Source organism: Acidovorax sp. ACV01 (genome assembly GCF_014851495.1).
Lineage (GTDB): Bacteria > Pseudomonadota > Gammaproteobacteria > Burkholderiales > Burkholderiaceae_C > Acidovorax > Acidovorax radicis.
Genome location: NZ_JACUZT010000002.1, coordinates 806,598 through 829,899 on the forward strand (window position 1 = coordinate 806,598; position 23,302 = coordinate 829,899).

Annotated in this window: 16 protein-coding genes; 6 read left to right on the plus strand and 10 right to left on the minus strand. The window is 63.8% G+C overall.

The window, feature by feature from the left end:
- Positions 1–414: 414 nt before the first annotated feature.
- Positions 415–4,338, plus strand: coding sequence for an IPTL-CTERM sorting domain-containing protein (locus IB243_RS08235; protein ID WP_192426198.1), 3,924 nt, complete (start codon positions 415–417; stop codon positions 4,336–4,338).
- 212 nt (positions 4,339–4,550) lie between these two features.
- On the opposite strand, the gene IB243_RS08240 is transcribed toward IB243_RS08235, so the two are convergent.
- The 9 genes from IB243_RS08240 to IB243_RS08280 form a co-directional block, all read right to left on the minus strand.
- On the minus strand, positions 4,551–5,759 hold the full coding sequence (locus IB243_RS08240; RefSeq protein WP_192426201.1) for an FAD-dependent oxidoreductase: 1,209 nt from the start codon (positions 5,757–5,759) through the stop codon (positions 4,551–4,553).
- Between the two features lie 5 nt (positions 5,760–5,764).
- Positions 5,765–6,178: an FdtA/QdtA family cupin domain-containing protein gene (locus IB243_RS08245; protein WP_192426203.1), complete on the minus strand. Its 414-nt coding sequence runs from the start codon at positions 6,176–6,178 to the stop codon at positions 5,765–5,767.
- Positions 6,178–7,194 carry a glycosyltransferase family 2 protein gene (locus IB243_RS08250; protein WP_370540323.1) on the minus strand — a complete coding sequence of 339 codons (1,017 nt, stop codon included), beginning with the start codon at positions 7,192–7,194 and terminating at the stop codon, positions 6,178–6,180. The genes IB243_RS08245 and IB243_RS08250 overlap by 1 nt, the downstream gene beginning before the upstream one ends.
- Before the next feature lie 30 nt (positions 7,195–7,224).
- Positions 7,225–9,402: a TonB-dependent siderophore receptor gene (locus IB243_RS08255; RefSeq protein WP_192426207.1), complete on the minus strand. Its 2,178-nt coding sequence runs from the start codon at positions 9,400–9,402 to the stop codon at positions 7,225–7,227.
- 114 nt (positions 9,403–9,516) lie between these two features.
- Positions 9,517–11,658: a TonB-dependent siderophore receptor gene (locus IB243_RS08260; RefSeq protein ID WP_192426209.1), complete on the minus strand. Its 2,142-nt coding sequence runs from the start codon at positions 11,656–11,658 to the stop codon at positions 9,517–9,519.
- A 163-nt stretch (positions 11,659–11,821) separates the two neighbouring features.
- Positions 11,822–12,556: a TonB-dependent receptor gene (locus tag IB243_RS08265; RefSeq protein WP_010464047.1), complete on the minus strand. Its 735-nt coding sequence runs from the start codon at positions 12,554–12,556 to the stop codon at positions 11,822–11,824.
- A gap of 191 nt (positions 12,557–12,747) precedes the next feature.
- A complete protein-coding gene (locus IB243_RS08270; RefSeq protein WP_192426211.1) occupies positions 12,748–14,970 on the minus strand; it encodes a TonB-dependent siderophore receptor in 2,223 nt (740 codons plus the stop codon).
- A gap of 31 nt (positions 14,971–15,001) precedes the next feature.
- On the minus strand, positions 15,002–15,256 hold the full coding sequence (locus IB243_RS08275) for a hypothetical protein (protein ID WP_192426213.1): 255 nt from the start codon (positions 15,254–15,256) through the stop codon (positions 15,002–15,004).
- Positions 15,253–16,482, minus strand: coding sequence for a PepSY domain-containing protein (locus tag IB243_RS08280; protein WP_192426214.1), 1,230 nt, complete (start codon positions 16,480–16,482; stop codon positions 15,253–15,255). Before IB243_RS08280 ends, IB243_RS08275 begins: the two co-directional genes overlap by 4 nt.
- Before the next feature lie 634 nt (positions 16,483–17,116).
- On the opposite strand from IB243_RS08280, the gene IB243_RS08285 reads away from it, so the two are divergent.
- From IB243_RS08285 to IB243_RS08300, 5 genes are all read left to right on the plus strand, one after another.
- The gene (locus tag IB243_RS08285; protein WP_192426215.1) at positions 17,117–17,887 is read left to right on the plus strand and encodes a hypothetical protein; all 771 of its coding nucleotides are present in this window, start codon (positions 17,117–17,119) and stop codon (positions 17,885–17,887) included.
- Positions 17,888–18,009: 122 nt separating this feature from the next.
- On the plus strand, positions 18,010–18,210 hold the full coding sequence (locus IB243_RS27100) for a hypothetical protein (protein ID WP_225584800.1): 201 nt from the start codon (positions 18,010–18,012) through the stop codon (positions 18,208–18,210).
- A 505-nt stretch (positions 18,211–18,715) separates the two neighbouring features.
- Positions 18,716–19,249, plus strand: a complete 534-nt coding sequence (locus IB243_RS08290; RefSeq protein WP_192426216.1) for a GNAT family N-acetyltransferase — start codon at positions 18,716–18,718, stop codon at positions 19,247–19,249.
- Between the two features lie 66 nt (positions 19,250–19,315).
- Positions 19,316–19,882: a GNAT family N-acetyltransferase gene (locus tag IB243_RS08295; RefSeq protein WP_192426217.1), complete on the plus strand. Its 567-nt coding sequence runs from the start codon at positions 19,316–19,318 to the stop codon at positions 19,880–19,882.
- A 482-nt stretch (positions 19,883–20,364) separates the two neighbouring features.
- On the plus strand, positions 20,365–20,844 hold the full coding sequence (locus tag IB243_RS08300; RefSeq protein WP_192426218.1) for a helix-turn-helix domain-containing protein: 480 nt from the start codon (positions 20,365–20,367) through the stop codon (positions 20,842–20,844).
- 234 nt (positions 20,845–21,078) lie between these two features.
- Here the strand turns inward: IB243_RS08300 and IB243_RS08305 are convergent, their stop codons facing one another.
- Positions 21,079–23,238 (minus strand): TonB-dependent siderophore receptor, encoded by a 2,160-nt coding sequence (locus tag IB243_RS08305; protein ID WP_192426219.1) that lies wholly within the window; start codon positions 23,236–23,238, stop codon positions 21,079–21,081.
- Between the last annotated feature and the right edge of the window lie 64 nt (positions 23,239–23,302).

Genomic DNA, 23,302 nt, shown 5'->3' on the forward strand with positions numbered 1-23,302 from the left:
ACGAGAAGACGATTTTGAACAGGCTCTTAAGGCCTGCGTCGAGGAACATCGGCGTTGGGCTTTTTTACTTGTGCTCCCAATATCTCGGAGAGACCAGCGTCTTGATCGGGCAGCTGTTCGCTATTGGTGTGAATCCTGAGCCGACCTCGCAGCGAAACAGCGCACCCGGGTTGGTGGTGCCGCAGCGCGGGAAAAAAGAGCGGCGTATCGCACCCACTCGCTTTCATTGAAGCGATCAATTAAAAGATAGTTGTTTATTGAAAATCATGATTTACTGCGTGCACTTATAAATATCAGGGAGTGGGCGCAGTGAAGAAACTAACCAGAAAATTCGCCTTTTTGCAGGCGCTTTGTTGCATCGGCCTGGCGTGGATTTTTCTCACTGCGGCTTCCTCGGCCCTCGCTGGGGCTCCCTTGGCACCCGCCTTCCAGCCCCCCGGTATCTTGTTCATCGAGAGCAATGTGGCCGACTACCAGCAGTTGATGGCTGAGGCCGGGGAGGATTTCGAGGTTGTGTTGCTGGATGCCCAGGCTGACGGCTTGCGCCAGATGGCCGATGTGTTGGCCGAGCGAAAGAATCTTGCAGCTGTGCATTTGATTTCGCACGGCACCAAGGGTGCATTGGGTTTGGGTTCCCTGACACTTGACCGCCAGGCGCTGCGGGAGCGGGGAGTGGACTTGGCGCGCATTCGTGCGGCCCTTGATAGCGGGGCCGATCTGCTGTTGTACGGTTGTGAGGTAGCCCATGGCGCTGAGGGCCAGGAGTTCATAGCCATGTTGGCCGATGCCACCGGCGCGCGGGTGGCGGCGTCTACCAATTTCACTGGGGATGCCGCGCAAGGCGGCGACTGGCTGCTGGAGCGGCGTACTGGTCCGCTGCGCAGTGCGGTGCTGGCCTTTCCCTCCTATCGCCACGTGCTGCCTGCCGTAGCCGGCACCTTGTCGATCAATCCGACCCTCGCGGACAACACGTTCACGGTCTCCAAGTTCCTCGACAGCAATCTCTCGGCCCAGATCCATTTTCCCAACATCGAATACGAGATCTACTTCGCCAACGTCGGCAATACGCTCAGCGGCAGTGTCACGAACTTCGACCTGACCAGCAGCGGCAGCAACTCCATGCTGATCTTCAGCACCTTGAACCCGGTCGGCGCGCTTGTCATCAAAAGCCAGTTGAACCGTCTGTTCGGCATCACCAGTTTCGTCATCCAGGACGTGCAGGCGCTGGGAGCGACCTATACCGCCACCGGCTACCGCAACGGCGTGGCAACGGGTGCCGGCCATCCCTTTGTTGCCGATGCGGGCGGCTCCAACGTCACCGTCAATCTGCTGGCGGACTTCGGAAATGTCGACGAGGTCCGGATCACCACCACTGGCAGCGCCGGAGCGCCCAACCAGCTGTGGCAGGAAGGTTTCAACAACTTCGTGTTCACCGAGCCCACCGGCAATGCCGACTTGAGTGCCCTGTCGGCGTCGTCCGGCGGCTTTTCATTCTTGGCCGCCACAACCAGCTACGGCTTCACGGTCGCCAACGCAATAACCAGCACGACTGTCACGCCAACGGTCGACACTCCGGGCGCAACCGTCGCCGTTAACGGTGTGACCGTTGCCAGCGGCACCGCCTCCGGGGCAATTGCGCTGAACGTCGGCTCCAACACCATCACCACCGTCGTCACGGCCCTCGACGGGAGCACTACCAAGACCTACACCATCACCGTCACGCGCGACGCTCCACCCTCGAGCAATGCCGACCTGAGCAACCTAGCGCTCTCGGCAGGTACTTTGAACCCCGTGTTCGCCTCGGGCACCACGTCCTACACGGCCAGCGTGCCCTTCACTACAACGTCGCTCACCGCCACGCCCACCGTGGCCGACGCCACTGCCAGCGTCACCGTCAACGGGGTCGCTGTCACCAGCGGCAATGCGTCGGGGGCCATTGCGTTGGCAGTGGGCTCCAACACGATTACCACCGTCGTGACCGCCCAGGACGGCACCACGACCAGCACCTACACCGCCACGGTCACCCGCGCCGCCGCGTCGGGCAACAACCAACTGGGCTCGCTGTCGCTTTCAAGCGGCACCCTGGCCCCGGTGTTTGCCTCGGGCACCACCGGCTACACGGCCAGCGTGGGCAATGCCACCACGTCGCTGACCGTCACTCCGACCGTGGCCGACGCCACTGCGAGCGTTACCGTCAATAGCGTGGCCACCACCAGCGGCAACGCCTCGGGCGCGATTGCGCTGAACGTCGGCAGCAACACCATCACCGTCACCGTCACCGCGCAGAACGGCACGCCGCTGAGCTACACCGTGTCCGTGACCCGGGCCGGGTCGTCCAATGCCGACTTGTCTGCGCTGTCGCTGTCCAGCGGCACCTTGGCGCCTGTGTTTGCAGCTGGCACCACCAGCTACACGGCCAGCGTCAGCAACGCCACCACCTCGCTCACCGTGACCCCGACCGTGGCCGCCGGTACCTCCAGCATCGCCGTGAACGGTGTGGCCACGACCAGCGGCAATGCCTCGGGCGCGATTGCGCTGAATGTGGGCAGCAACACCCTGACCACGGTCGTTACGGCCCAGGACGGCACCACGACCAAGACGTATACCGTCACCGTGACCCGTGCCGCGTCGTCCAACGCTGACTTGTCTGCGCTGAGCCTCTCTAACGGCACCCTGAGCCCGGTGTTCGCGTCGGGCACGACGGGCTATGACGCCTCCATCGCGGCCGGCACCTCCAGCCTTACCGTCACCCCCACCGCGGCCGCGGGCACCTCCAGCATCACCGTCAACGGGGTGGCTGTCACCAGCGGGGCCGCCTCGGGTGCCATCGCGATGAACCCGGGCAGTAACACGGTCACCATCGTCGTCACCGCCCAGAACAGCGCGACCAAAAGCTACACCGTGACCATCACGCGCGCGCTGCCTTCGAGTGACGCTGATCTGTCTGCGCTGTCCCTGTCCAGTGGCACCTTGGCGCCTGCTTTTGCCGCTGGCACCATCAGCTACACGGCCAGCGTCGGCAACGCCACCACCTCACTCACCGTGACGCCCACCGTGGCCGATGCCACTGCCAGCGTCACAGTGAACGGGGTGGCCACCACCAGCGGCAATGCCTCGGGCGCGATTGCGCTGGCGGTGGGTGCCAACACCATTACCACCGTCGTGACAGCGCAGGATGGCACCACCACCAAGACCTACACCGTGACGGTGACGCGGGCGGGATCGGGCGACGCCAACCTGTCGGCCCTGGCGTTGCCGGGCGGCAGCATCAGCCCGGCGTTTGCGCCGAGCACCACGGGCTACACGATGTCGATCGCGGCCGCGACCACCAGCATCACCGTCACGCCGACGGTCAATGAACCGAACGCCACGGTGACGGTCAACGGCGTTGCCGTGGCCAGCGGCAATGCCTCCGGCGCCATCGCAATGAACACCGGTGCGAACACCGTCACGGTCGTGGTCACCGCGCAGAATGGCACCACCAAGACCTACACGGTCACCGTGACGCGTGCGGTCTCGTCGAATAACGACCTGGGCGCATTGTTGTTGTCGAGCGGCACCCTGAGCCCGGTATTCAGCGCGGCCCAGCAGAACTACACCGCTACCGTGCCCGACAGCTCCATCACCGTCACCCCGACCGTGGCCGATGGCAGTGCGAGTGTCATGGTCAACGGCGTTGCCACGCCCAGCGGCAACGCGTCGGCCCCCATTGCGCTGAACGTCGGCAACAACGTGGTCACCGTGCAAGTGACCGCCCAGAGCGGCTCCACCAAAAACTACACGGTCACCGTGACGCGTTCGCGACCCACCACGGCGACGGGCATCAGCCCCACCGGAGGCGGCACGGTGAATGCCAGCCTGTCGGGGTCGGCGGGCTGCGGGTTTGACCAGGCGAATTTCATCCCTCGCACCGGAGGCGCGGGCTCGCCGCCTTCCGGGGGCACGGCCGGGTATGTGTTTCCCCAAGGCTTGTTCGATGTGATCGTCGGAGGTTGCCCCAATGGTGCCGCCGTGACCATCACGCTGACCTATCCACAGCCGTTCCCATCCGGTGCCGTGTACATGAAATACGGCCCTACGCCGAGCCAGGGCGCTTCCCACTGGTACCCGTTCCCCGGAGCGAAGATCACCGGCAACACAGTCACGCTGGTACTTACGGATGGCGGCTTGGGGGATGATGATCTAGCGCTGAATGGCGCTATCCCGGATCCGGGTGGTGTGGCATTAGCCGCGGCCTCTACAGGGATTCCAACGCTTTCCCAGTGGGGTGTGCTGTTGTTGTCCTTGATGCTGGCTGCAATAGCCGTTCTGTGGACTGGTGCCCCGTCTCGTAAATAACTGGTACTTGTCGCGCGTACCAGTGAGGTATCTTTGAAACGGAGATACCGCGATGAGGACAGGCAGACCGAAGACTGAACTGGTGCTGTCGGATGAGGAGCGTTCGCAGCGGCTGTCGTTTGCTCGACGCCGCTCGCTGCCTGCGGTGGTAAGCAATCAAGGAGATTTTTGGAAACTATCAATCACACCGAAATGTGATAGTTATTCCACGTTTATATGATATTTTCTACCAGTGCCTGAGCCAGGGCGGGCGCCGTTGAGTATTTTCCAGTATCGATGGAAATATAGTTTCCAAATTTTGTGGTTCCATAATCAGAACGGCGGTGCAGCGTTGATTTTCGATCCGAAAGTGCTCCTTGGCCGGCGGCAAAAACCCATCCGCCTTCAAGGGTGGAACGCTCTGCTTGCTCGCGAATTTGCGCTACCCATGGCAATAAGGCTTGAAGATGGTTGAGAATGGAGTTCGATATGTCCTCAGCATTTTTGGAAGCTAAATGAGGCTCCGGTGGTGAAATGTCAGGGCTGTCTACACACAAACCGTCGGGATACCAGGAGAGGTAAAAATCACGCCCGTTGTAGTTTTTTATGTCTCCGAATGGCCCGGTGGCGATGACAGCGCAAGGGGTATGAACCGGTTCTGCAGTGCGCAAGAAAAGCGATTGACGGTATCTGTTCGACCAAACTCCTGTCGGCTCTAGTCCCGCAGTTCGATCTATCGCCAAACGGCCTTGCCAGAGCGAGTTTATTACGTAATCGTATGGGCCAAATATGCCTGCGGAAGTCTCTATTTTCCACGTGCCGTTGATGCCCATCTCTGCGGGCCGTGCAGCCACGACACGGGTTCCCATAAATTGTTGAATCAATTTTTCAGCGCCCATCGCGGGTATAAACCGCTCGGCGACCCAATTGGTATCAACGGATCTTTCTGGAACCCGGAAACCTGCAACAATGTCTGGCGACGATGTGAAGCCAGCCAGTTCAGAAGAGCTCAGCTGGTGAACCCGACTTTCAGACGCATCTGCTAGATATCGCGCTGCATCCGGGTGAGATCGCACGCGTTCAACGACTTTCTCCATGTACGTCTTCATTTCCGATGCAGAAGTCACGGATTTGCGATGGCAAAAAAACAGGTCGTCTTCGGAGGTAATGGCTGGAGCGAGGGACGTGCCGATCAATTCCTCTATCAATGGACGAAATCTGAGACCGCCGGGAATGACGTGATCCGCCGTGCTGAGTGACGGATCTGCGCTGTAGAGGCATCCTAAGTGGATTTTTCCTTCGTTCCATCGACTCGCCGCACTGAACGGTTGTTCCGCCATATCGAAGATGGATACTTCGATCCCTTTGCGCGAAAAAAAAAGCGCTGCAGAGCAGCCCATGATTCCAGCGCCAAGGATGGCAATTCGGGGGGGATTTCGCATATGTATTAATTCCAGGTCGAGACATATGATCCGGGATCATAAGGTTCGCTGGCCAATACCAAAAGCGCGGAATTCGAGACCAAATAAGTCTGGCGGCACCACACGCCAGCACCTAACAGGAGGCCTGGTCCCGCCGCCGCTAGCACAGTATCAACTTCTTCGTGCCCCTTTCTTAGCAAGAGGCCGATCTTTCCATGCAAGCAAATGAGCAGTTGTTCCCCGCTGCGGTGGCCATGCTCCCCCCGAATGGATCCGGTTGGGGCGTCTGTCACCGTGAATGCTCGGCGTGGCTTGAAGGGTAGGCTATCAAAATCGAGCGGCAGCAGATTGCCTCGCTCATCAGTGTGGGTGGGGAGATCAATGAAGCGGACTCGCCCTTCAAACCAGGTGGAACAGAGGGGTGAAGCGATGGTGTTCATCACTTTTCCTCTTTTTTCAGATCTGGATTGTTTTGGTAGAGCCATCTCGCCAAAGGGCTGGCGAGCGTCATTTTTTGCTCAGTAGTGAGGTCGGAAATCCAAATTTCGCGCATTATGGCGGCGTAGACTTCATAGAGTTGGCGTTTGGAAAATTCCCAGCCGCGGGATAAACTGCCCGGCTTATAATACTTATAACACAGAGTTTGGGGAACGCGTGCGAATTCTCCCAGCAAGCTCATATGGAACAGCCAAGGCCAATCTGCGGAAAATTCTCCTGCGCGATGGGTTTTAAGGCCGTTGATTTGTCGCGCTTGTTTGAGGCGAAATAGCCCTCGATTGGGCACCCACCATTTGTTATTTCCACTCATCATGAGTGCACCCCGTTGGGCCGGGTCACGAACACCCTCAAGCTCAGTGAATACCCAGTGCTCTTGAGTTCCGTTGGTATTTGTAAGATGCACGTCCGAATAACTCATGACAACCTCTGGCCGCATGTCCAGCACTTCTGCCAGCAGCCTGATGTATTCGGGTTTTAGGATGTCATCGTGAAACGCAAAAAGTACATAATCCGCGTCGGTCTGATTCAATAAAAAGTTGCAGTTGCCCACATACCCTAGCCGATGCGGTTGCAAGATCACCCTGAAGCGTGAGTCTTTCTGAGCATGCGCCATGCAAATCTCATAAGTTGAATCACTGCATTCATCGACAGAGACGACAACTTCCAGGTGAGGGTAAGTCTGCGCGGAGAGACAGTCGAGGGTTGCTTGGATGAATGCCGCAGACTGCCACGCCGGGACAAGCGCGGCCACTTTCGAGGGCTTTGGACTAGGTTGCATGGGCTTGGTAAAGTGAACTCCAATTCCCAGTGTAGTAGACCTAGATGGGGTCGTTGAGGGGTCGGCAAGCCCACGTCGCGTTGGCCGCTTGCGTGCATGCCACAGCAGAGTCGGGTGGGCAAATTCGGGATGTAGCGCGATATGCCAACAGCCTGAATACCTCCCGGAAACCGCTTGCATCCGCTGCTAGCGGTCTCCCCTTCCTGGCCATCAAAACCGGTACGTCGAAGTCAACGTATACGTCCGCGCCTGCCCGTAGAAGCAATCGCCCCGCGCCAGGCACTGGGTGATGTGCACCTTGTCCGCCAGGTTGACCACGTTGAAGGCCACGCGCCAGTCGCCGGCGTCGTACGCCACCATGGCATCGGCCAGGGTGGCGGCCGGGGTGCTGATGGCGCTGGTGCCGCTCCACTGCGAGCCGGTGTAGCGCACGCCGGCGCCCACTGTCCAGCCGCCGCGGCCTTCGCTGGCGAAACGGTGGCTCAGCCAGGTCGAAGCCGTGTGGCGAGGGGTGCTCGCCACGGGCAGGCCCTGGTCGCCGGTGTTGCTGCGGCTGATCTTGGCATCAGTGAAGGCATAGCCCACGGTCCAGTCCCAGTTGCGCGCCAGGCTTGCCTGCACTTCGGCTTCGAAGCCCTTGACCTTCACTTCGCCGATCTGCAGGCTGTTGAGCGGGTTGGTCGGGTCGGTGGTCTTGCGGTTCTTCTCCCGCAACTGGTAGACGGCGGCAAAGGCGCTGATGCCCTGGCCCGGGGGCTGCCATTTCACGCCGGCCTCCCATTGTTCGCCGCGCTGGGGCTTGAAGGGGACGCCGTAAAGGTTGGCGCCACCCAGGGGCTGGAAGGATTCGGAATAGCCCGCATAGGGTGCCCATCCGCCGTCCATCTGGTAGGTGACGCCTGCGCGCTTGGTCCAGGCCTTGTCGTCGGCGGCAGCGGCGGGGCGGCCTTCGGTGTCGCTCTTGGCGTTGTCGTGGCGCAGGCCCAGCGTAGCGGTCCAGCGGCCCCACTTGATCTGGTCCTGGGCATAGAAGCCCAGCTGGCGCTGCGCCACGCTGGGCACGCGTGCGAGGGCCGATGCCGACGGCGCCGTGAAGTTGCCATACACGGGGTTGTAGACGTCGATGGCGGGCGCCACGGCGCGCCAGCTTTGCTGGCCCCAGTGGTTGCGCTGCACGTCCAGCCCGCCGAGTACGGTGTGCTCCGTATCACCCCAGCGAAGTTTGCCTTCGACCTGGGTGTCGACCAGCAGCATGCGTGCGGTGCCCAGCGTCCACGATGCGTCGCGCAGCACGGTGCGGTTATCGGCGTTGAACACGGGGCGTGCGGGGCGGCCCAGCGCGGCGTTGGCGGCAAAGCTGGTGTACAGCGTGCGGTAGTCCACCTCGCTCACGCTGCGGCGCAGGTTCTGGCGCACGGTCCAGGCGCTGTCGATTTGGTGGCTGAACAGGTAGCCCCAGGAGGTGCTTTCGGAGTTGTAGCGGTCCCAGCCCGGCTCGCTGATGAAGGTGGAGGTGGGGATCTGGCCGTAACGGTTGGGCAACTGCGTGCCCTGCCAGGGGAAGAAGCCGATCAGCGATCCGCTCTTGTCCTTCTGGTGCGTGAACTGCAGCGTGAGCGAGGTGGCGGCGCTGGGCTTCCAGGTCACGGTGGGGGCGATCACCAGGCGGTCATCGCGCACGTGGTCCACCTGTGTGTCGCTGTCGCGGCCCACGGCCACCAGGCGGTAGAGCCACTGGCCGTCTTCGGTGAGCTTGCCGGTCATGTCGGCGGCGATCTGCTTGCGCGCATGGTTGCCCAGCTGCACCTGCACCTCGCGCAGCGGCTCGGCCTGCGGGCGTTTGCTGGTGAGGTTGAGTACGCCACCCACACTGCCCTGGCCGTACAGCACCGACGAGGGGCCGCGCAAGAACTCCACGCGCTCCAGCGTGTATGGATCGGGCCGCGTGTCGTTCCAGTAGCCGATGAAGCGCACCATGCCGTCCAGGTACTGCGTCACGTCGCCGCCGCGCGCCTTGAAGGTGTCCTGGCGACTGTCGAAGTAGTTGGACACGGCACCTGCCGTGTAAGCCGTCACCTGGCGCAGCGTTTGCACACCCTGGGCCTCCATCTGGTCGCGGGTGATCACGCTGATGGCCTGCGGCGTCTCGACGAGCGGCGTGTCGGTCTTGGTGGCGCTGAGCGCACGTTTTGCGACAAAGCCCGTGACGGGCGCCGTGGGGCTTTGCTGTTCAGCGCCCGCATTGACGGTGACAGGGGCAAGCGCCTTTTCCGCAGTGGGTTCGGTGGTGCCAGGGGCCGTGGCCTGCTGCGCGTGGGCGGCGCCACACAGGGCCAGCAAGGCCGCGTGCGCGATGGCGGTGCGGCAGGCGGTGATGCCAGGTTTCATGGTGCTGTTTCTCCGATCGTTGAAAAAGTATTCAGGCCCGCAGGCGACAGGCCGTGGTCATCACGCGCCCGGCTTCGGGCTCTTGGGTGGTGGTGGGGTGGTGGCGCGTGGCCGTCAGAACGTGTAGTCCAGCGACACCTGCAGGCTGCGTGGCGTGCCCGGCACGACGGCGCCAAAGCCGGCCGTGGTGGTCGTTCCGTCCAGGTAGTAGCGGCGGTTGCCCGCGTTCTTCAGGTTGGCCTGCAGCCGCACGCCGCCCGCAAACTGGTAGCCCACGGCCAGGTCGACCACGGTGTAGCCCGGCAGGCGCCACTTGTTGTCGTTGGCGATGAACTTGTCGCCCTGGTGCACCAGGCCGCCGCCGACCCACAGGCCGGGCAGTTGCGGCAGGCGGTACTGCGTCCACAGCGATGCGTTGCGGCGCGTGGCCAGCGCGACGCGGTTGCCCACGTTGGCCCCGGCGGTGGTGTCGGCCAGCACCTTGGGGTTTTGGAAGCTGGCCTGGGCCGTCACCGTCCAGCCGGGGGTGATGCGGCCTTGCAGCTCCAGCTCCACGCCCTTGATGCGCTGGCGCGCGGTCAGCACCGAGTAGCCGGGGTGCAGCGGGTCGGTGGCGGGCGCGTTGGTCAACTCCAGGTCGAAAGCCGACACCGTGGTCATCAGGCGCTGGTCCAGCCACTCCTGCTTCCAGCCCACTTCCAGCTGTTTGCCTTCGGAGGGCGGCGCGGCGCGGTCGCCCCAGATCAGCGTGCCCGAGTTGGCCTGGAACGAGCGTGCGTAGCTGGTGTACACCATGCTGCCCGGGCGCACTTCCCAGCTCAGCGCGGCGCTGGGCTGGGTCTGGCTCAGGTCGGTGACGGGCGTGGTGTAGGCGTCTTTGAACTTGTCATGGCGCAGGCCCAGCAGCAGGCCGAAATCGCCCAGCACCATGCGGTCCTGCACGAACACGCCGGTGTTGCGGGCGTCGGAGGAGAGCTTGCCCACGCCGGTGGAGGCCACGGGTGGCACCAGGCCTGCGACGGGGTTGTAGAGATCGATGGCGCCCAGGTTGCCCGTGGTGCGCGCGCCATAGAAGCCCGCAATGGCGCGCCAGTCCAACCCCGCCAGCATCGTGTGTTTGACCGCGCCGGTTTGCAGCTGCGCGCGCAGTTCGGCCAGCGCGGTGTCCGACGTGTATTTTTGTCCCGGCGCCATCCAGTAGGTGCGCGCCACGCGGCCGTTGGTCACCGGGCCCATGGGCGACACGATGTTCACGTTGCGAAAGGTCTCGTTGCGCGACAGGTGCACGCGGGCTTCCAGCTGGTCCGTCAAACGGTGCTGCAACTCGGTGGAATAAAAGCGCAGATGGCCGTCGGTCTTCAACCAGGGCTCGCCGTAAAACGCGCCCACTGGCAGCACGTCGGCGCTGCGTGGGTTCTTGGGGTCTGGCACTGCCAGACCGGAGGTGGACGTCCCGTCGATGCTTTGGGTCTCCGCCTGCGCGCGCCAGACGGTGTTGGGCGCGATCTGCCATTCCAGGCTGCCGGCGATGCCCTGCTTGCGCGGGGTGTTGCCATCCACAAAGCTGCCGCCCCGGCTGGCGCCGCCGTCGAGCCTGTAGCGCAGCGTGCCGTCGGCATTGAGCGGGCCGGTCAGGTCGAACTCGGCGCTGCGCCAGCCATGGCTGCCTGCGCCGATCTTCACGGTGCGCAGTGGGTCGGCCTGGGGCCGCTTGCTCACGTAGTTGACCAGGCCGCCAGGCGCGACCTGGCCGAACTCCAGCGCGGCGGGGCCCTTGATCACCTCGACACGTTCGATGTTGAACAGCGGCGGGTCCAGCAGGTGGACGAACTTGGCGCCATCGCGCAGGAAGTTGTAGGTGTTGTTGGCCCACAGCCCGCGGATGGAGAACTGCGAGTACGAGCCGTAGTACTCGCTGCGCGTGGAGACGCCCGAGGCATTGCGCAGCACGTCGCGCTCGGTGGTGGCCATCTGCTGCTCCAGCAGCGCGTTGTCGATCACGCTGACCGAGCGCGGCGTCTCCAGCACCGACAGGCCCAGGCGCGAGCTGCTTTGCGCGCGCCGTGCGGGCGTGGCGGCGGCGCCTGCCGTGGAGTCGATGACATCGACCTGGCGCAAGGAGGGAGCGGCTGTTGGAGCGTCGGCGGGTATGGGGGCCGGTGCGGGTGCTGTGCTGTTCTGCGCGAACGCGGTGCCGCACACAGCCAGCAGCGCGGCGTGCGCTACAGCGGTGCGCAAGAGATTGGGGTGAATCATGGCGCTATCGGATTAGTAGCTGTCAGCGCTTTTACATAAAGCGCTACAGCCTATTTTTAGTGATATGAATGCCAGCCGCCCGAGCGTGCCAAGGCAGTACCACGCGCCGCGAGAGGGCGGTGGTTTGTGCGGCTAGCGAATCGGCGGTGGCGTCAGCCGGGGCTCAGTGGGCCTTGGGCGGCTCGGGCAGGGCGGGCGACGCCATACCATCGGCCAGCACAAAGGTCAGCGTGGTCACGTAGCTGGCTTCGCCGTACTGCCCGCCCTGGGCTTCGCCGGGGGTCTTGTCGCTGTGCTTCACCTCGGCCACGTACTGGCCCTTCCAGGGGGTGACGAAGGTCACGGTGCCGTCTTCACCCGCCTCGGCTTCGCGCGTCCAGCCGGAGGGTGCTGCCAACTGCACCTTGGCCTTGGGCAGCGGCGCACCCTTGTAGACAACCTTCAGCTGACCGGGCTTGCCGGTGGGCACCAGGTCGAGCGGGGCGGTGGGCGCCACGGGCTGTGCCAGGCCGGCCACCCAGCGGGCCGAGGGCTGCCAGAACATCGCGGGCAGGTTGCGCTTGCTGCGGTCGATCAGCGGGTAGGTGGCGGCGGCGAACAGCGTGTCTGGCGTGCCGGTGGTGGTGTAGACAAAAGCGTCCTTGCCCAGCTGGCCTTCCGCGCGCTGGGTCGTGCTGCCCGTGCGTTGTTCCAGTGCGGGCACGCCCTTGAACTGGTCCAGCCGGCCGGGCGAGGTCTCGCGCAGGTTCTCGTTGAACTCGCCAAAGTGCAGGCGCGCCTGGCCCCCGGCGTTTTCGAGCCAGACCTGGTGGGCATGGGCGGTGCTCACCGCAGTGAGGGCGGCGCAGGCCAGCAGGGCGGCCAGCAGCGGGGCTTGGAGGCGTTGGTTCGAGGACATGGACGATTTCCTTTCGGTGGTTTCAGTAACAACAAAAACAGCGGAGCGCAGGGCACCACGCCCCTGCGATGCAGGGGTGATAAACACTCATTTTTTGATAGCTGCCTGCGCTTGTTGGATAAGCGCTGGGTGGCTTTTTGACCTTAAATTTTGTCTGAACAGGGCCTGGGCGGCGTGGCGGCGGTGCCGCTTTAGAAGTCCACGCCTACGCTCAGCGACAACGTGCGCGGTGCACCCACCACCAGATAGCCCGAGCCGGGGTAGCCGCCCACCGAGGCCCAGTGGTTGCGGTTGGTCAGGTTGTCGATGCGGGCGCGCAGCGTGACGAGGCGGCCCTGCACTTCGGTGAGGTAGCGGGCACCCACGTCAAGCCGGTTCCAGCCAGGCACGCGCAGGGTGTTGGTGGCGTTGGCATAGCTGGCGCCGGTGTGCACCCAGCGGCCATCCACGGCCAGGCCCGGCACGCCGGGCACGTCCCACTCTGCACCCAGGTTGGCCTGCAGCTTGGGCACACCGATGACGCGCTGGCCGTCGGTGGCGGCAGCGCCGGTGGTCAGCTGCTTGGCGTCCAGCCAGGTCAGGCCGCCAAGCACGCGCAGGCCCTTGGTGGCCTCGCCCTGCAGTGCCAGTTCCACGCCCTGGTGGCGGTCTTTGCCGCTGGTGCTGAAGAGGTTGGCCGCGCTCAAAAACGCGCGGGGCTTGGTGGTGGAAAACAGCGCCACGCTGCCGCCCACGCGGCCCGCGTCAAACTTCACGCCCACTTCCTTTTGTTTGGAGACATAGGGCGCCAGCATCTCGCCCCGGTTGGCCGCCGTGCTGGGCGCGGTCTGGCCCTGGCTCAGGCCTTCCACATAGTTGGCATACACCGACAGGCCCTTGTCCACCTTGTAGATGGCCGCGAGCAGCGGGCTGGTGCGGCTCTGGTCATAGCGGTCGGTCTGCACGGCGGTGCCGTAGGCGTAGTTGGCGATTTCGATTTTCTGGTGGCGCAGGCCGGCCGTGAGCAGCAGGCGGCTGTCCAGCAGCTGCACCGTGTCGCCCAGCGCAAAGCTGGTCAGGCGGGTGCTACCCGTGCGCTGCGGGTGGGCCAGGTCGCCGCCGAAGAGGGTGTCGGCGCTAAAAGCCGGCAGGCCGGTGGCCACGGGGTTGTAGAGGTTGGTCGCCTGGGTGTTGCGCCAGTCCATGGCATAGGCGTTTTTCTTGTCGGCGCTGAAGTGCGACGCCACCGCCACCCATTCGTGGCCCACGCTGCCGGTCTGCAGCTTGCCGCGCAAGCCCAGCTCGCCAGTGTTCACGCTGTCCTTGCGGGTGTTGTCAAAACGGTAGGTGGTGGCCGCGCCGCTGGCGGCGTTGGTCACTGTGAGGTTGGCCAGTGAATTGGCTTCTTCGCCACGGCGCGCGCCCGCCGCGGCCCAGGCCGTGGTGGTGGGCGACAGGTCCCACTCGCCGCGCAGCGTGCCGAAGGTGTCGCGTTCGTTCGAATAGCTCCAGGGCTGGGCAAAGTTGGCCTGGTTGTCGGGGGCACCCGGCACCGCCGTCACCGCAGCACCCAGCGTGACATTGGTGCGGGTGTTCTTGAGCTGGTGGTCTTGCCAGCCGATGTCGCCGGACAGGCGCACGTCGCGGCTGCGCCAGTCCAGGCCCACGGCCAGCAGGCCGAGCTGGACGTCTTCGCCATCGACCGCCGTCCCACCGTTGCGGGCCGCCGCATTCACGCGGATGCCGGTGTTGCCATCCGGCCCAAAGCGGCGGGCAATGTCGGCCGCGATCTGTGTCTGGCCGCCGCTGGCCACACCAAACGTCACGCGGTTCAAGGGCTCGTTGGGCGCCCGCTTGGGCAGCAGGTTGATGCTGCCGCCCAGACCGCCGCCATTGGGGCTGGCGCCGTTCAAAAAGGCCGATGCGCCGCGCAGCACCTCCACGCGTTCGAACAGCTCAGTCGCAATGTATTGGCGCGGCAGCAGGCTGTACAGGCCGTTGTAGGCCGTGTCGTCCGAATCGAGGATGAAGCCCCGGATGAAGAACGCTTCCTGAAAATTGCCAAAGCCGCGTGCCACGCGCACCGTGGGGTCGTTTTGCAGCACATCGCCTACGCTGCGGGCATGGCGGTCCTGGATCAGTTCGTTGGTGTAGCTGGTGATGGAAAATGGCGTGTCCATCGCGTCCTTGGTGCCCAGGATGCCGGCACGCCCACCGCGCGCCACCTGGCCGCCGGGGTAGGCGGGCGACAGGCCCTGCGCCGATGCGTCGGCACTGGCGTTGACCGTGACGGTGGACAGGGTTTTGCCGTCGGGCTCGGTGCCGCTGGCCGTCGCTTGCGCCCAAGCGGTGGGCGCGCTCAGTGTGAAGAGCAGGGCGGCGGCCAGTGCGGCTGAGGTCAGGGCAGGGCGGCGAGGGGAATGGGGATTGCGCATGGCGTGCTGAAGGTGCGGGGAATGTTCAGAGTTACGTGGCGTTGGCGTTGGCGCCCGCTTCGTCGGCATCGGTGTGGGGTTTGTCATGGGCGCGTTGCGCAGTGGCCTTTGGCGTGGTGCGCGGCCAGCAGGTCCAGCCCATCACCGCCACCGGAATGCCCAGACCCACCCACGACCACCAGTCGCCCCAGGTGTCAGACACCAGTGCCGTGATGAGGCCGGTGGTGGTCACCACACCCATCACGATGGGCCAGCCCCACAGCGACCAGAAAGGGCTCGCCTTCATGCGCGGCCCCCCGTGTGGGGCAGAGGGCTGCCGGTGCGCGCTGCAGCCGTTGTCGGCAGGCTGGTGTGACCTTGCACGGTGGCTGCCGCGGTGGTGGTGCTGGTAGTGGCGTTGCTGGCGCTGCCCGCCTGCACGCCCTTGCGCAGCCACAGGTACAGCCCGCTGCCCAGCACCACGATGGTGGCAATGTCGAGCAGCGCCCACAGGATCTTCATCGGCATGCCGCCGTAGTCGCCAAAGTGCAGCGGCTGCGAGACCAGCAGCGCAGTCAGGTACCACGGCAGCTGGGGCGCTGCTGTGACCTGCGCCGTGCGCGCATCCACCAGCACGGGCTTGAGCAGGCGCGAGGTGAGCGGCTCGTTGCCCCGCAGGAAGAACGTGTTGTGATGCGGGCTGGAAAACGCCGTGCCCGGGAACGCAATGAACGACAGCTTGGTGCCCGGCGCCTGGGCCTGCGCCACCTCCAGCGCTTGTTGCAGCGGCCCGCGCTCTGCGGCGGGCACGATGGGCTGGCCCTCATAGGGCTTGAGCAGCACCGAGAGCTGGTCGTACTGCCAGTACTTGATGAGCAGGTCCGCCCACGTGTTGATCATGCCCGTGCCGCCCACCACAAACGCCCACACCAGCGTGACGATGCCCAGCAGGTTGTGCAGGTCCAGCCACTTCACGCGCGTGGAGCGCTCGCGCCGCACCTCGCCAAACGCGAGCTTGCGCATGAACGGTGCATACAACACTACCCCGGTGACGATGGCCACCAGCAGCAGGAAGCCCATGAAGCCCAGAAACAGCTTGCCCGGCAGGCCCGCGAACAGGTCCACATGCAGCTTGAACATCACGTACATGAAGCCCTCGTCAAAACGCGGCTGCGCCAGCACCTGGGCCGTGCGCGCATCCACCGCCACGGATCGGAAATCATCGGTGGGCGCCGGTGTGGGCGTGAGCGTGACGAACCAGACGTTGTCATCGTCCTCCGCATGTGATGCGAACTGCACCACACGATCCGGGTGCAATGCGTGCGCGGTGGCCAGCACCTTGTCGAGGCTGGCGCGCGGCGTGCTGGCGGGCATGGCGGGCGCCTCGACCTCGGTGCCCAGCAGGTGGCCAATTTCGTGGTGAAAGATCAGCGGCAGGCCCGTGATGCACAGCAGCAGCATGAAGACGGTGCACACCAGGCTGGACCACTTGTGGGTCCAGCTCCAGCGGCGCAGGGCGGTGGGGCTCAGCATGGTCCAGGGGTGGGGCGGCAGGGGCTGGGCTGGCACACACCTGTACGGCCGCCCCGCAGCGCAGGGGCAGCAATGGCAGCAGTAGGAGGAGCGAAGAGGTGGTTCAAGCCAGACAACCCGAAAACATCGAAGGACGGTGGGTGCTGGCTGCAGCCTTAGAGCAGGTCTAAGGGGGAGGCTGTGGCTTGCGTATACCTAATTTTACATTGCAAATAGGAATTGTTTGTATTCGTAATGGTGGTCGGGCTGCGTGTGTTGGGAAAAAGCCCGATCCCGTGGTGCGGGGAATGGTCTGTTTGGGGCCGGGCATCGCGCGGAGAATGCGCGGGGTTCAGGGCAGGGGGCTTGTGGAAGAAGCCCTTGGCAGTGGCGGCCGCCGGTATCGTGTTTGCAGATTCGGGAGCTGCATGGGGCCACAGGCGGCGATGGCCATCGCATTCCCAGGCCGTATCGGTTCCATTCGTTCGGCCAGCGGGCAGCCCGCAAGTGGGCCCTCCAGCGCGCAACCTGCGCCCGCTGGCAGGCTATAGTCCCTTGGACCCAGCGTGCCGGTTTTGCAGGATCTTTGTGCCTGGGCATTGAACCAGTGCATTGGCTGCGAAGCCAAGCTGCGAGCCGCTTTCAGGAGAGCTCCGTGTCCACGATATCCCGCGCCGTTCAGCCTGTCGCGCACGCATCTGCGGTATGCATGGGTGCCCTGCGTCGAGCGCTGCACATGGCTGCCTTGCCAGGGCTCGCTGTTCTGGCCATTCTGTGTATGGGCAATGCATATGCCGCAGACGGAAACACATCCGCGGAGCAGAAGGCCAGGCTCGCAATAGCCCCCGAGTTTCGGCATCTCGACTTTGTCTTGGCCGCCGCAGAGGGCGACTTGAACGGCGACGGCGTTCCCGACCTGGCCATGCTGCTGATGGGGCGCAAAGGAGAAGGCCAAAAAGAGGAGAGGCTGTTCGTCCTGGCCGGAAGGGCAGATGGCAGCTATCAGGTGCTCTCGGTCTCCGGCGAGTTCTGCCACCCCGGCAAGTTCTACAACCTGGACATCAAGAACAACGCGTTGTTCGTCCAGGCGGTTTTCTATGCAGACGCCGCCCGGTTCTCGGGCTTCACGCTGCAGTTCCGCTACAACGCCAAGACCAAAGACCTGGAACACATCGGCGAGCAGCAGGACGACGAAGACTACTCCAGCAACTCCTCCTACCGAGTGAGCCTCAACTACCTGACCAACGCCGCCATTCATTCGCGGCGTGTTGGAAAGAAGTACAAGGAGGCGAGAGGCCGGATCACCGATGCTCCGGGCGTGCTGCCTTTGAACGGGTTTGTCTGCGAAGGCTATGGCATGACGAGTTCTTCTGTCTACCTTGATGACAATTTCAAGGTGCACAAGAAGGGAGGTACGCAGCCATGATGCGGAGCGGGTTTGTCGTATGGACCCGCAATGGCGGTCAGGATGACCGCGGTTCTTCAATGGCGAGTGCGCTGCCGCGGCCCATTCACGGCCAACGTCAGACACCTACAGTTTCAGCTCCCATGCTTGCCTCCGGTCGCTTCCAGCTCCGCCCCTTCGTTGAATCCGATCTCGCCTCTTTCGTCGAGGCGGTTCTGGAGTCCACCGCCACTGTTGGCAAGTGGATGTCCTGGGCCCATGCCGACTACACAACCGCCGATGCTGCATCCTGGTTTGCGCATTGCGAGGCCGAGCGGGAGACTCACTCAACCAATCCAGTCTGAGCGCATATCAATGTCGAAACCACGCTTACTACTCGTTCTTTGGCTAGGTCTCTCGGTGTGCGCTGGAGTTTTCCTGTGGCTAGGGCATCCCGAGGGTCTACTCCGCTGGCTACTCCTTGCAATGTTTGCTCCACCGGCCTATCTCCTGCTTAGCGCGGCCGGAGAGCTCCTAGGACTTGCCTACTCCCGTTTGCCAGGTATCCGCCATGGGAACGAGTTTGTTGAGCAAAGAACCAGGCAGCGGTCGATCTCGGGGCTTCGTGTGTTGTGGTATTCCGTTTCTACGCTTGTTTTCATTGCATTGGTTGCCGCAGTCACATGGGTTGTCCGCGCGCATTCCTAGCCAAAAGTGAATGCCACACAACAATCCATCTGTCGGTAAAGAGCGGCTTTTCCCCTTCAAGGCCAGGGGTCGCCCAGAAGCGCCGCCTCTCCCCTCCTTCAAGCCGAAGCGACTTAGCGGCTTGGCTTAATTGACGCGGTAGACACCTACAGCTTCAGCCCTATGCTTGCTTCCGGTCGCTTCCAGCTACGCCCCTTCGTTGAACTCGATCTCCCTGCCTTCGTTGAGGCAGTTCTGGAGTCCACCGCCACCGTCGGGAAGTGGATGCCCTGGGCCCATGCCAGCTACACAACCGCCGATGCTGCATCCTGGTTTGCGCATTGCGAAGCCGAGCGGGAGCGAGGTTCCAGCTACGAGTTCGGGATTTTCGACGCCGGGTCCAATACCCTTGTGGGTGGCTGCGGCCTCAATCAATTCAACCCGGTCAACGGTTTCTGCAACCTGGGCTACTGGGTCCGCCAATCCTGGCAGCGCCAAGGCGCAGCGCTCGCCGCCGTTCAGGCACTCAGTCAGTTCGCCTTTGCCGAACTCAAGCTGGGCCGCGTTGAAATCGTCGTGGCCCAGCACAACACGCCCAGTCTCAGCCTGGCCGAGCGGTCGGGGGCGGTGCGAGAGTGCCTCGCGCGAAATCGGCTCAAGGTGCATGGCTGCTTTACGGATGCCTATGTCTTTTCCCTCGTCCCTCCAGGCGTCTGACACCGCCGTCAAAGGAATGTCTTGCGCCAAAGCGCAGGCCACCCTGTCCGTCGAACGCTTTGCCCTATGAGCCAAATTGCACAGCCAGTGGAGGTCCGCCGTCTTGGTGCCGATGACGCTGCGGCGTTTTCGGCTTTGCGACGAGAGGTCACACGAGCAGACCCCGTGCCCATGGGTTTGACGTTCGAGGAAGAACTCACGCGCACGTTGGAAGGCTTTCGAGCGCAGCTCTCTGCACCTCTTCCAAACGCTGTGTTCGGTTGTTTTATTCAGGGTGAGCTTGCCGCGACAGCTGCCGTCAGCCGCACAGGCCAATTTCCGTCCTCGCACCACAAAATGGTGATGTGGGGCGTGTTTACGTCCCCTCAGCACCGTCGCCGGGGACTAAGCCGGCAGGTCGTGGAAACCGCCCTTCAACACGCCTTCGACAACGGTGTGCATCGTGTGAACCTGCAGGTGTACGTGCCCAACGAACCGGCCATCGTGCTTTACAAATCAATGGGCTTTGTAGAGTACGGCGTCGAGTCTGAAGCAGTGTGCCTCGATGGCCGGTATCACGATGGCGTTCACATGACGCTTGTGAAAGACCGGCATGACAAGCCGCGGCATCCGAACGCCTTCGGCGTCAGCTGAGCGGCGATTTTCTCCTGCAGGACCGTCGTTGTGGACCGGGCAGCACCTGCCGATCTGGGGCCCGAGACCGGTACGCGCCCGCCATGCCAACTAACTTGTCGCGCAGCCGCACCCCTGCGCCTCAGCAGTCACAACGCAGCTACTTGCGCTGGACGACTCATTGGCGCATGGCTTTGTGCGGTGGTGATGTGTCCACGCTCTTGCGCTCCACACGAGCACTGCGATGGACGCGATCCCCAGCAGAACCATCAGTTCCAGACTGATCCCGAGTGTCGCCACCAGCCAGGAGGTCACTCCAAGCGCCGCAGCCCCACCCAGCAGGGGGATCGCCAAGGGGATGGTGCAGCACGCCACGCAGGCTCCCGCTATGCCCAGTGCGGCCAATACAGGTTTTTTCACGAATTTTCTCCAATGGGTCCATGCGGGTCGATTCCCGTAAGCCCACTTTAAAATCTCAAGTTACTTGAGGTGCAAGGACTATTGTGAAAAAGCCGACAAACCCCGCTGACCCCACACCAGAGCTGCTCTCCATTGGCGCCCTGGCCAAGCGGGTTGGCTTTGCGGTATCTGCCCTGAGGTACTACGAAGAAGTGGGCTTGATACCCGCCGCGATGCGGCGCGACAGCGGCCATCGTGTCTATCCAGACTCGGTGCAAGACGTGCTCATCCTCATCCGGCACTGCCGCGATCTGGGGTTTTCGATTGATGAGACGCGCGAGCTGGTCGCGTTGTCGACCAGCGCCGAGCGCGACTGCGTGGAGGCGCGCGCAATAGCCCAGGCGCACCTCACCGCCGTGCGGGCCAAGATGGCAGAGCTGCGTCGCTTGGACCGCAGCCTGTCGCGTTTTGTCCAGGCTTGCAGCGCGGGCTGTGCTGGTGGTCCTGCGCCGGATTGCACCATCCTGGCCGACCTGCGCCAAGGCGAGCTGAAAGCCACGGCGGGCTCAGGATGCTGCTCATGAACAGCCCGCGTGCCCTCTTGCGATCAGCGTGACAGCGGTCCCGCGATCCGGTGCCATTTTCAAGCGCACACGTGCGCAGCGGCTGCGCGCACCGGTTTCGCCGTGGCGCGTGGCCATGGTGAGCCACGCGCTGAATGATTTTTGCTATTATTTTGGTAGCTTATAGCGCTTATCCAGAAAGCGCTAGGAGCCTAAAAGGCTTTGAATCTGTACGCCGCGCCTGTATGCGCTGCATTAGAACCGTGTGCGCAATGTCACCTGCAGCGCGCGCGGCGAGCCGGGCAGGATCAGGTTGTCGTTGCTGCCGTGGGACGACACGTAGTACTTGCGGTTGGCCAGGTTCTTGATGTTCACGTCCACATCCCACTGGCCCAGCGTGTACTGCAGCGCGGCGTCCAGCGTGGTGTAGCCGGGCAGGGTCACCAGGTTGGTCAGCGAGGTGAAGCGCGCACCCACGTAGTTCACGCCGCCGCCCGCGCGCAGGCCGTGGCCCAGGTCCTTCATGGCCCACAAAAATGCCGAGTTGCGCGGCGTGAGTGCAGCCACCTTGCCCTGCGCCGCGATGGCCGCCGTGGGCAGCTGCAGCGAGCCGGTGGTGGCCAGCGACTTGGTCATGCGGCCATCAAGCCACGCGTAGCCCGCGCTCACGTCCCAGCGGTCGGGCAGGCGGCCATTGGCGGTCAGCTCCAGGCCGTTGGTGCGCTGCGTGCCCACATTGATCTGGCGCGATGGGTTGGTCGGGTCGGTGTTCTTGATGTTGGTGCGCTCCAGGTTGAAGAGCGCGCCGGTGAAGTTCAGGCGGCCGTCCAGCACGTCGAGCTTCACGCCGATTTCCTTGTTCTCGGTGATCTCGGGCTCGGCGCCGGTGTTGTTGGCCGCCAGCGCAAAGGTCTCGGCCGAGGGCTGGAACGACTTGCTGTACGACACGTAGTACGACAGCGCATCGCTGGGCTGCCACACCAGGCCCGCGCGGGGACTGAACTTCTTGTCGGTGCGCGACAGGCCCGCGAGCTTGCGGTCGAACGTGGTCTCCTGCCCGAACACGTCGTAACGGGCGCCCACCAGCGCCTTCCACTGGGGCGCCAGCGTGATCTGGTTTTGCCAGTACAGCGCGGCCGTGTCCTGCGTGGTGTGGCTGGGGATGGCGCCGTCGGCCGCAAAGCTGGCGGCCGGGATGGCGGGGGCGGGGCGGTTGCCGGGGTTGAAGATCGGCACGCGGTCCGCGCCGCCCGAGACGGACTCGGCGCGCTTCTTTTGCTGGCCCAGCTCCACGCCCATCAGCCATTCCTGCTGGAAGCCGCCCAGCCGGTTGCGCCAGGTGACGTCGGTCTGGTTGAAGAAGCCTTTTTCGTCGCGCAGGACGAACGAGCGCGTGCGGCCCACCGTCAGGTTCACCGGGTCGGTGGTGCCGCCGGGCAGGGTGTTGTAGCGGTCGAGCGCGTAGTCGTACAGGCGCGTGACGTTGCGCACCGACCAGTCGTCGTTGAAGCGGTGGTTCAGCGTGGCCGCGAACGATTGCATGGTGCTGGTGGTGGTGTCGTCCTGCGCGGCGTTGCTGGAGCCGTAGTACGTGCGCGGCGACACGTTGACGGGGCGGCCGTTGAGCGCCGGAATGCCGAAGTCCGTCAGGCGCTGGTCGCGGGCGTTGGCGTACTGCAGCAGCAGGTCGGTCTGCGCCGCGAGCTTGAGCGCAAGCGACGGCGCGAAGTTGTGGCGCTTGACGAACTGCTGGTCGCGGTAGCTGCCCGAGTCCTCCACCGCGGCGTTGATGCGAAAGGCCGCGGTGTCGCTGATGCCCACATTCACATCGGCCGTGGCGCGGCGGTAATCGAAGCTGCCCAGGCCCAGCGACGCCTCGCCCGAGGTCTCGCCGAACTTGGGCTTCTTGGTCACGCGGTTGATCAGGCCGCCCGACGATCCGCGCCCGTACAGCACGGCGGCGGGGCCCTTGAGGACTTCCACCCGCTCGATGTCGGCCAGGTCGCGGAAGTACAGCGCATCGTCGCGCACGCCGTCGACAAACTGGTCGGCGATGGCCGTGAAGCCGCGGATCACCACCTGGTCGCGCTGGCCGTCGCCGTGGCTCATGGCCACGCCGGGCACGTTGCGCAGCACGTCTTCCATCGACCGCGCTCCCTGGTCGCGCATGAGCTGCTCGGGCACCACGTTCACGGCCTGGGGCACGTCGCGCAGCGGCGCGCTGCCCTTGGTGGTCGAGGTGCTGGCGGCGGGCGAGTAGCCATCGTCGCCCGTGGTGGACTGCACCGTGACCTCACCCAGCGTCTGCGGTGCGGTGGCCGGCGGGCTCTGCTGCGCCCACGCAGCGCTGCAAAGCGCGGCGAGCAGGGCGGCCGACAGGGGCCTGAGCGTGTGGGACTGGCGGAATGCGTGCATGGTTTTTCCTTGGGTGTGTGCGCAGCGCAGGTGAAGACAACCCGCACACCGGGCCTGGCGCGGG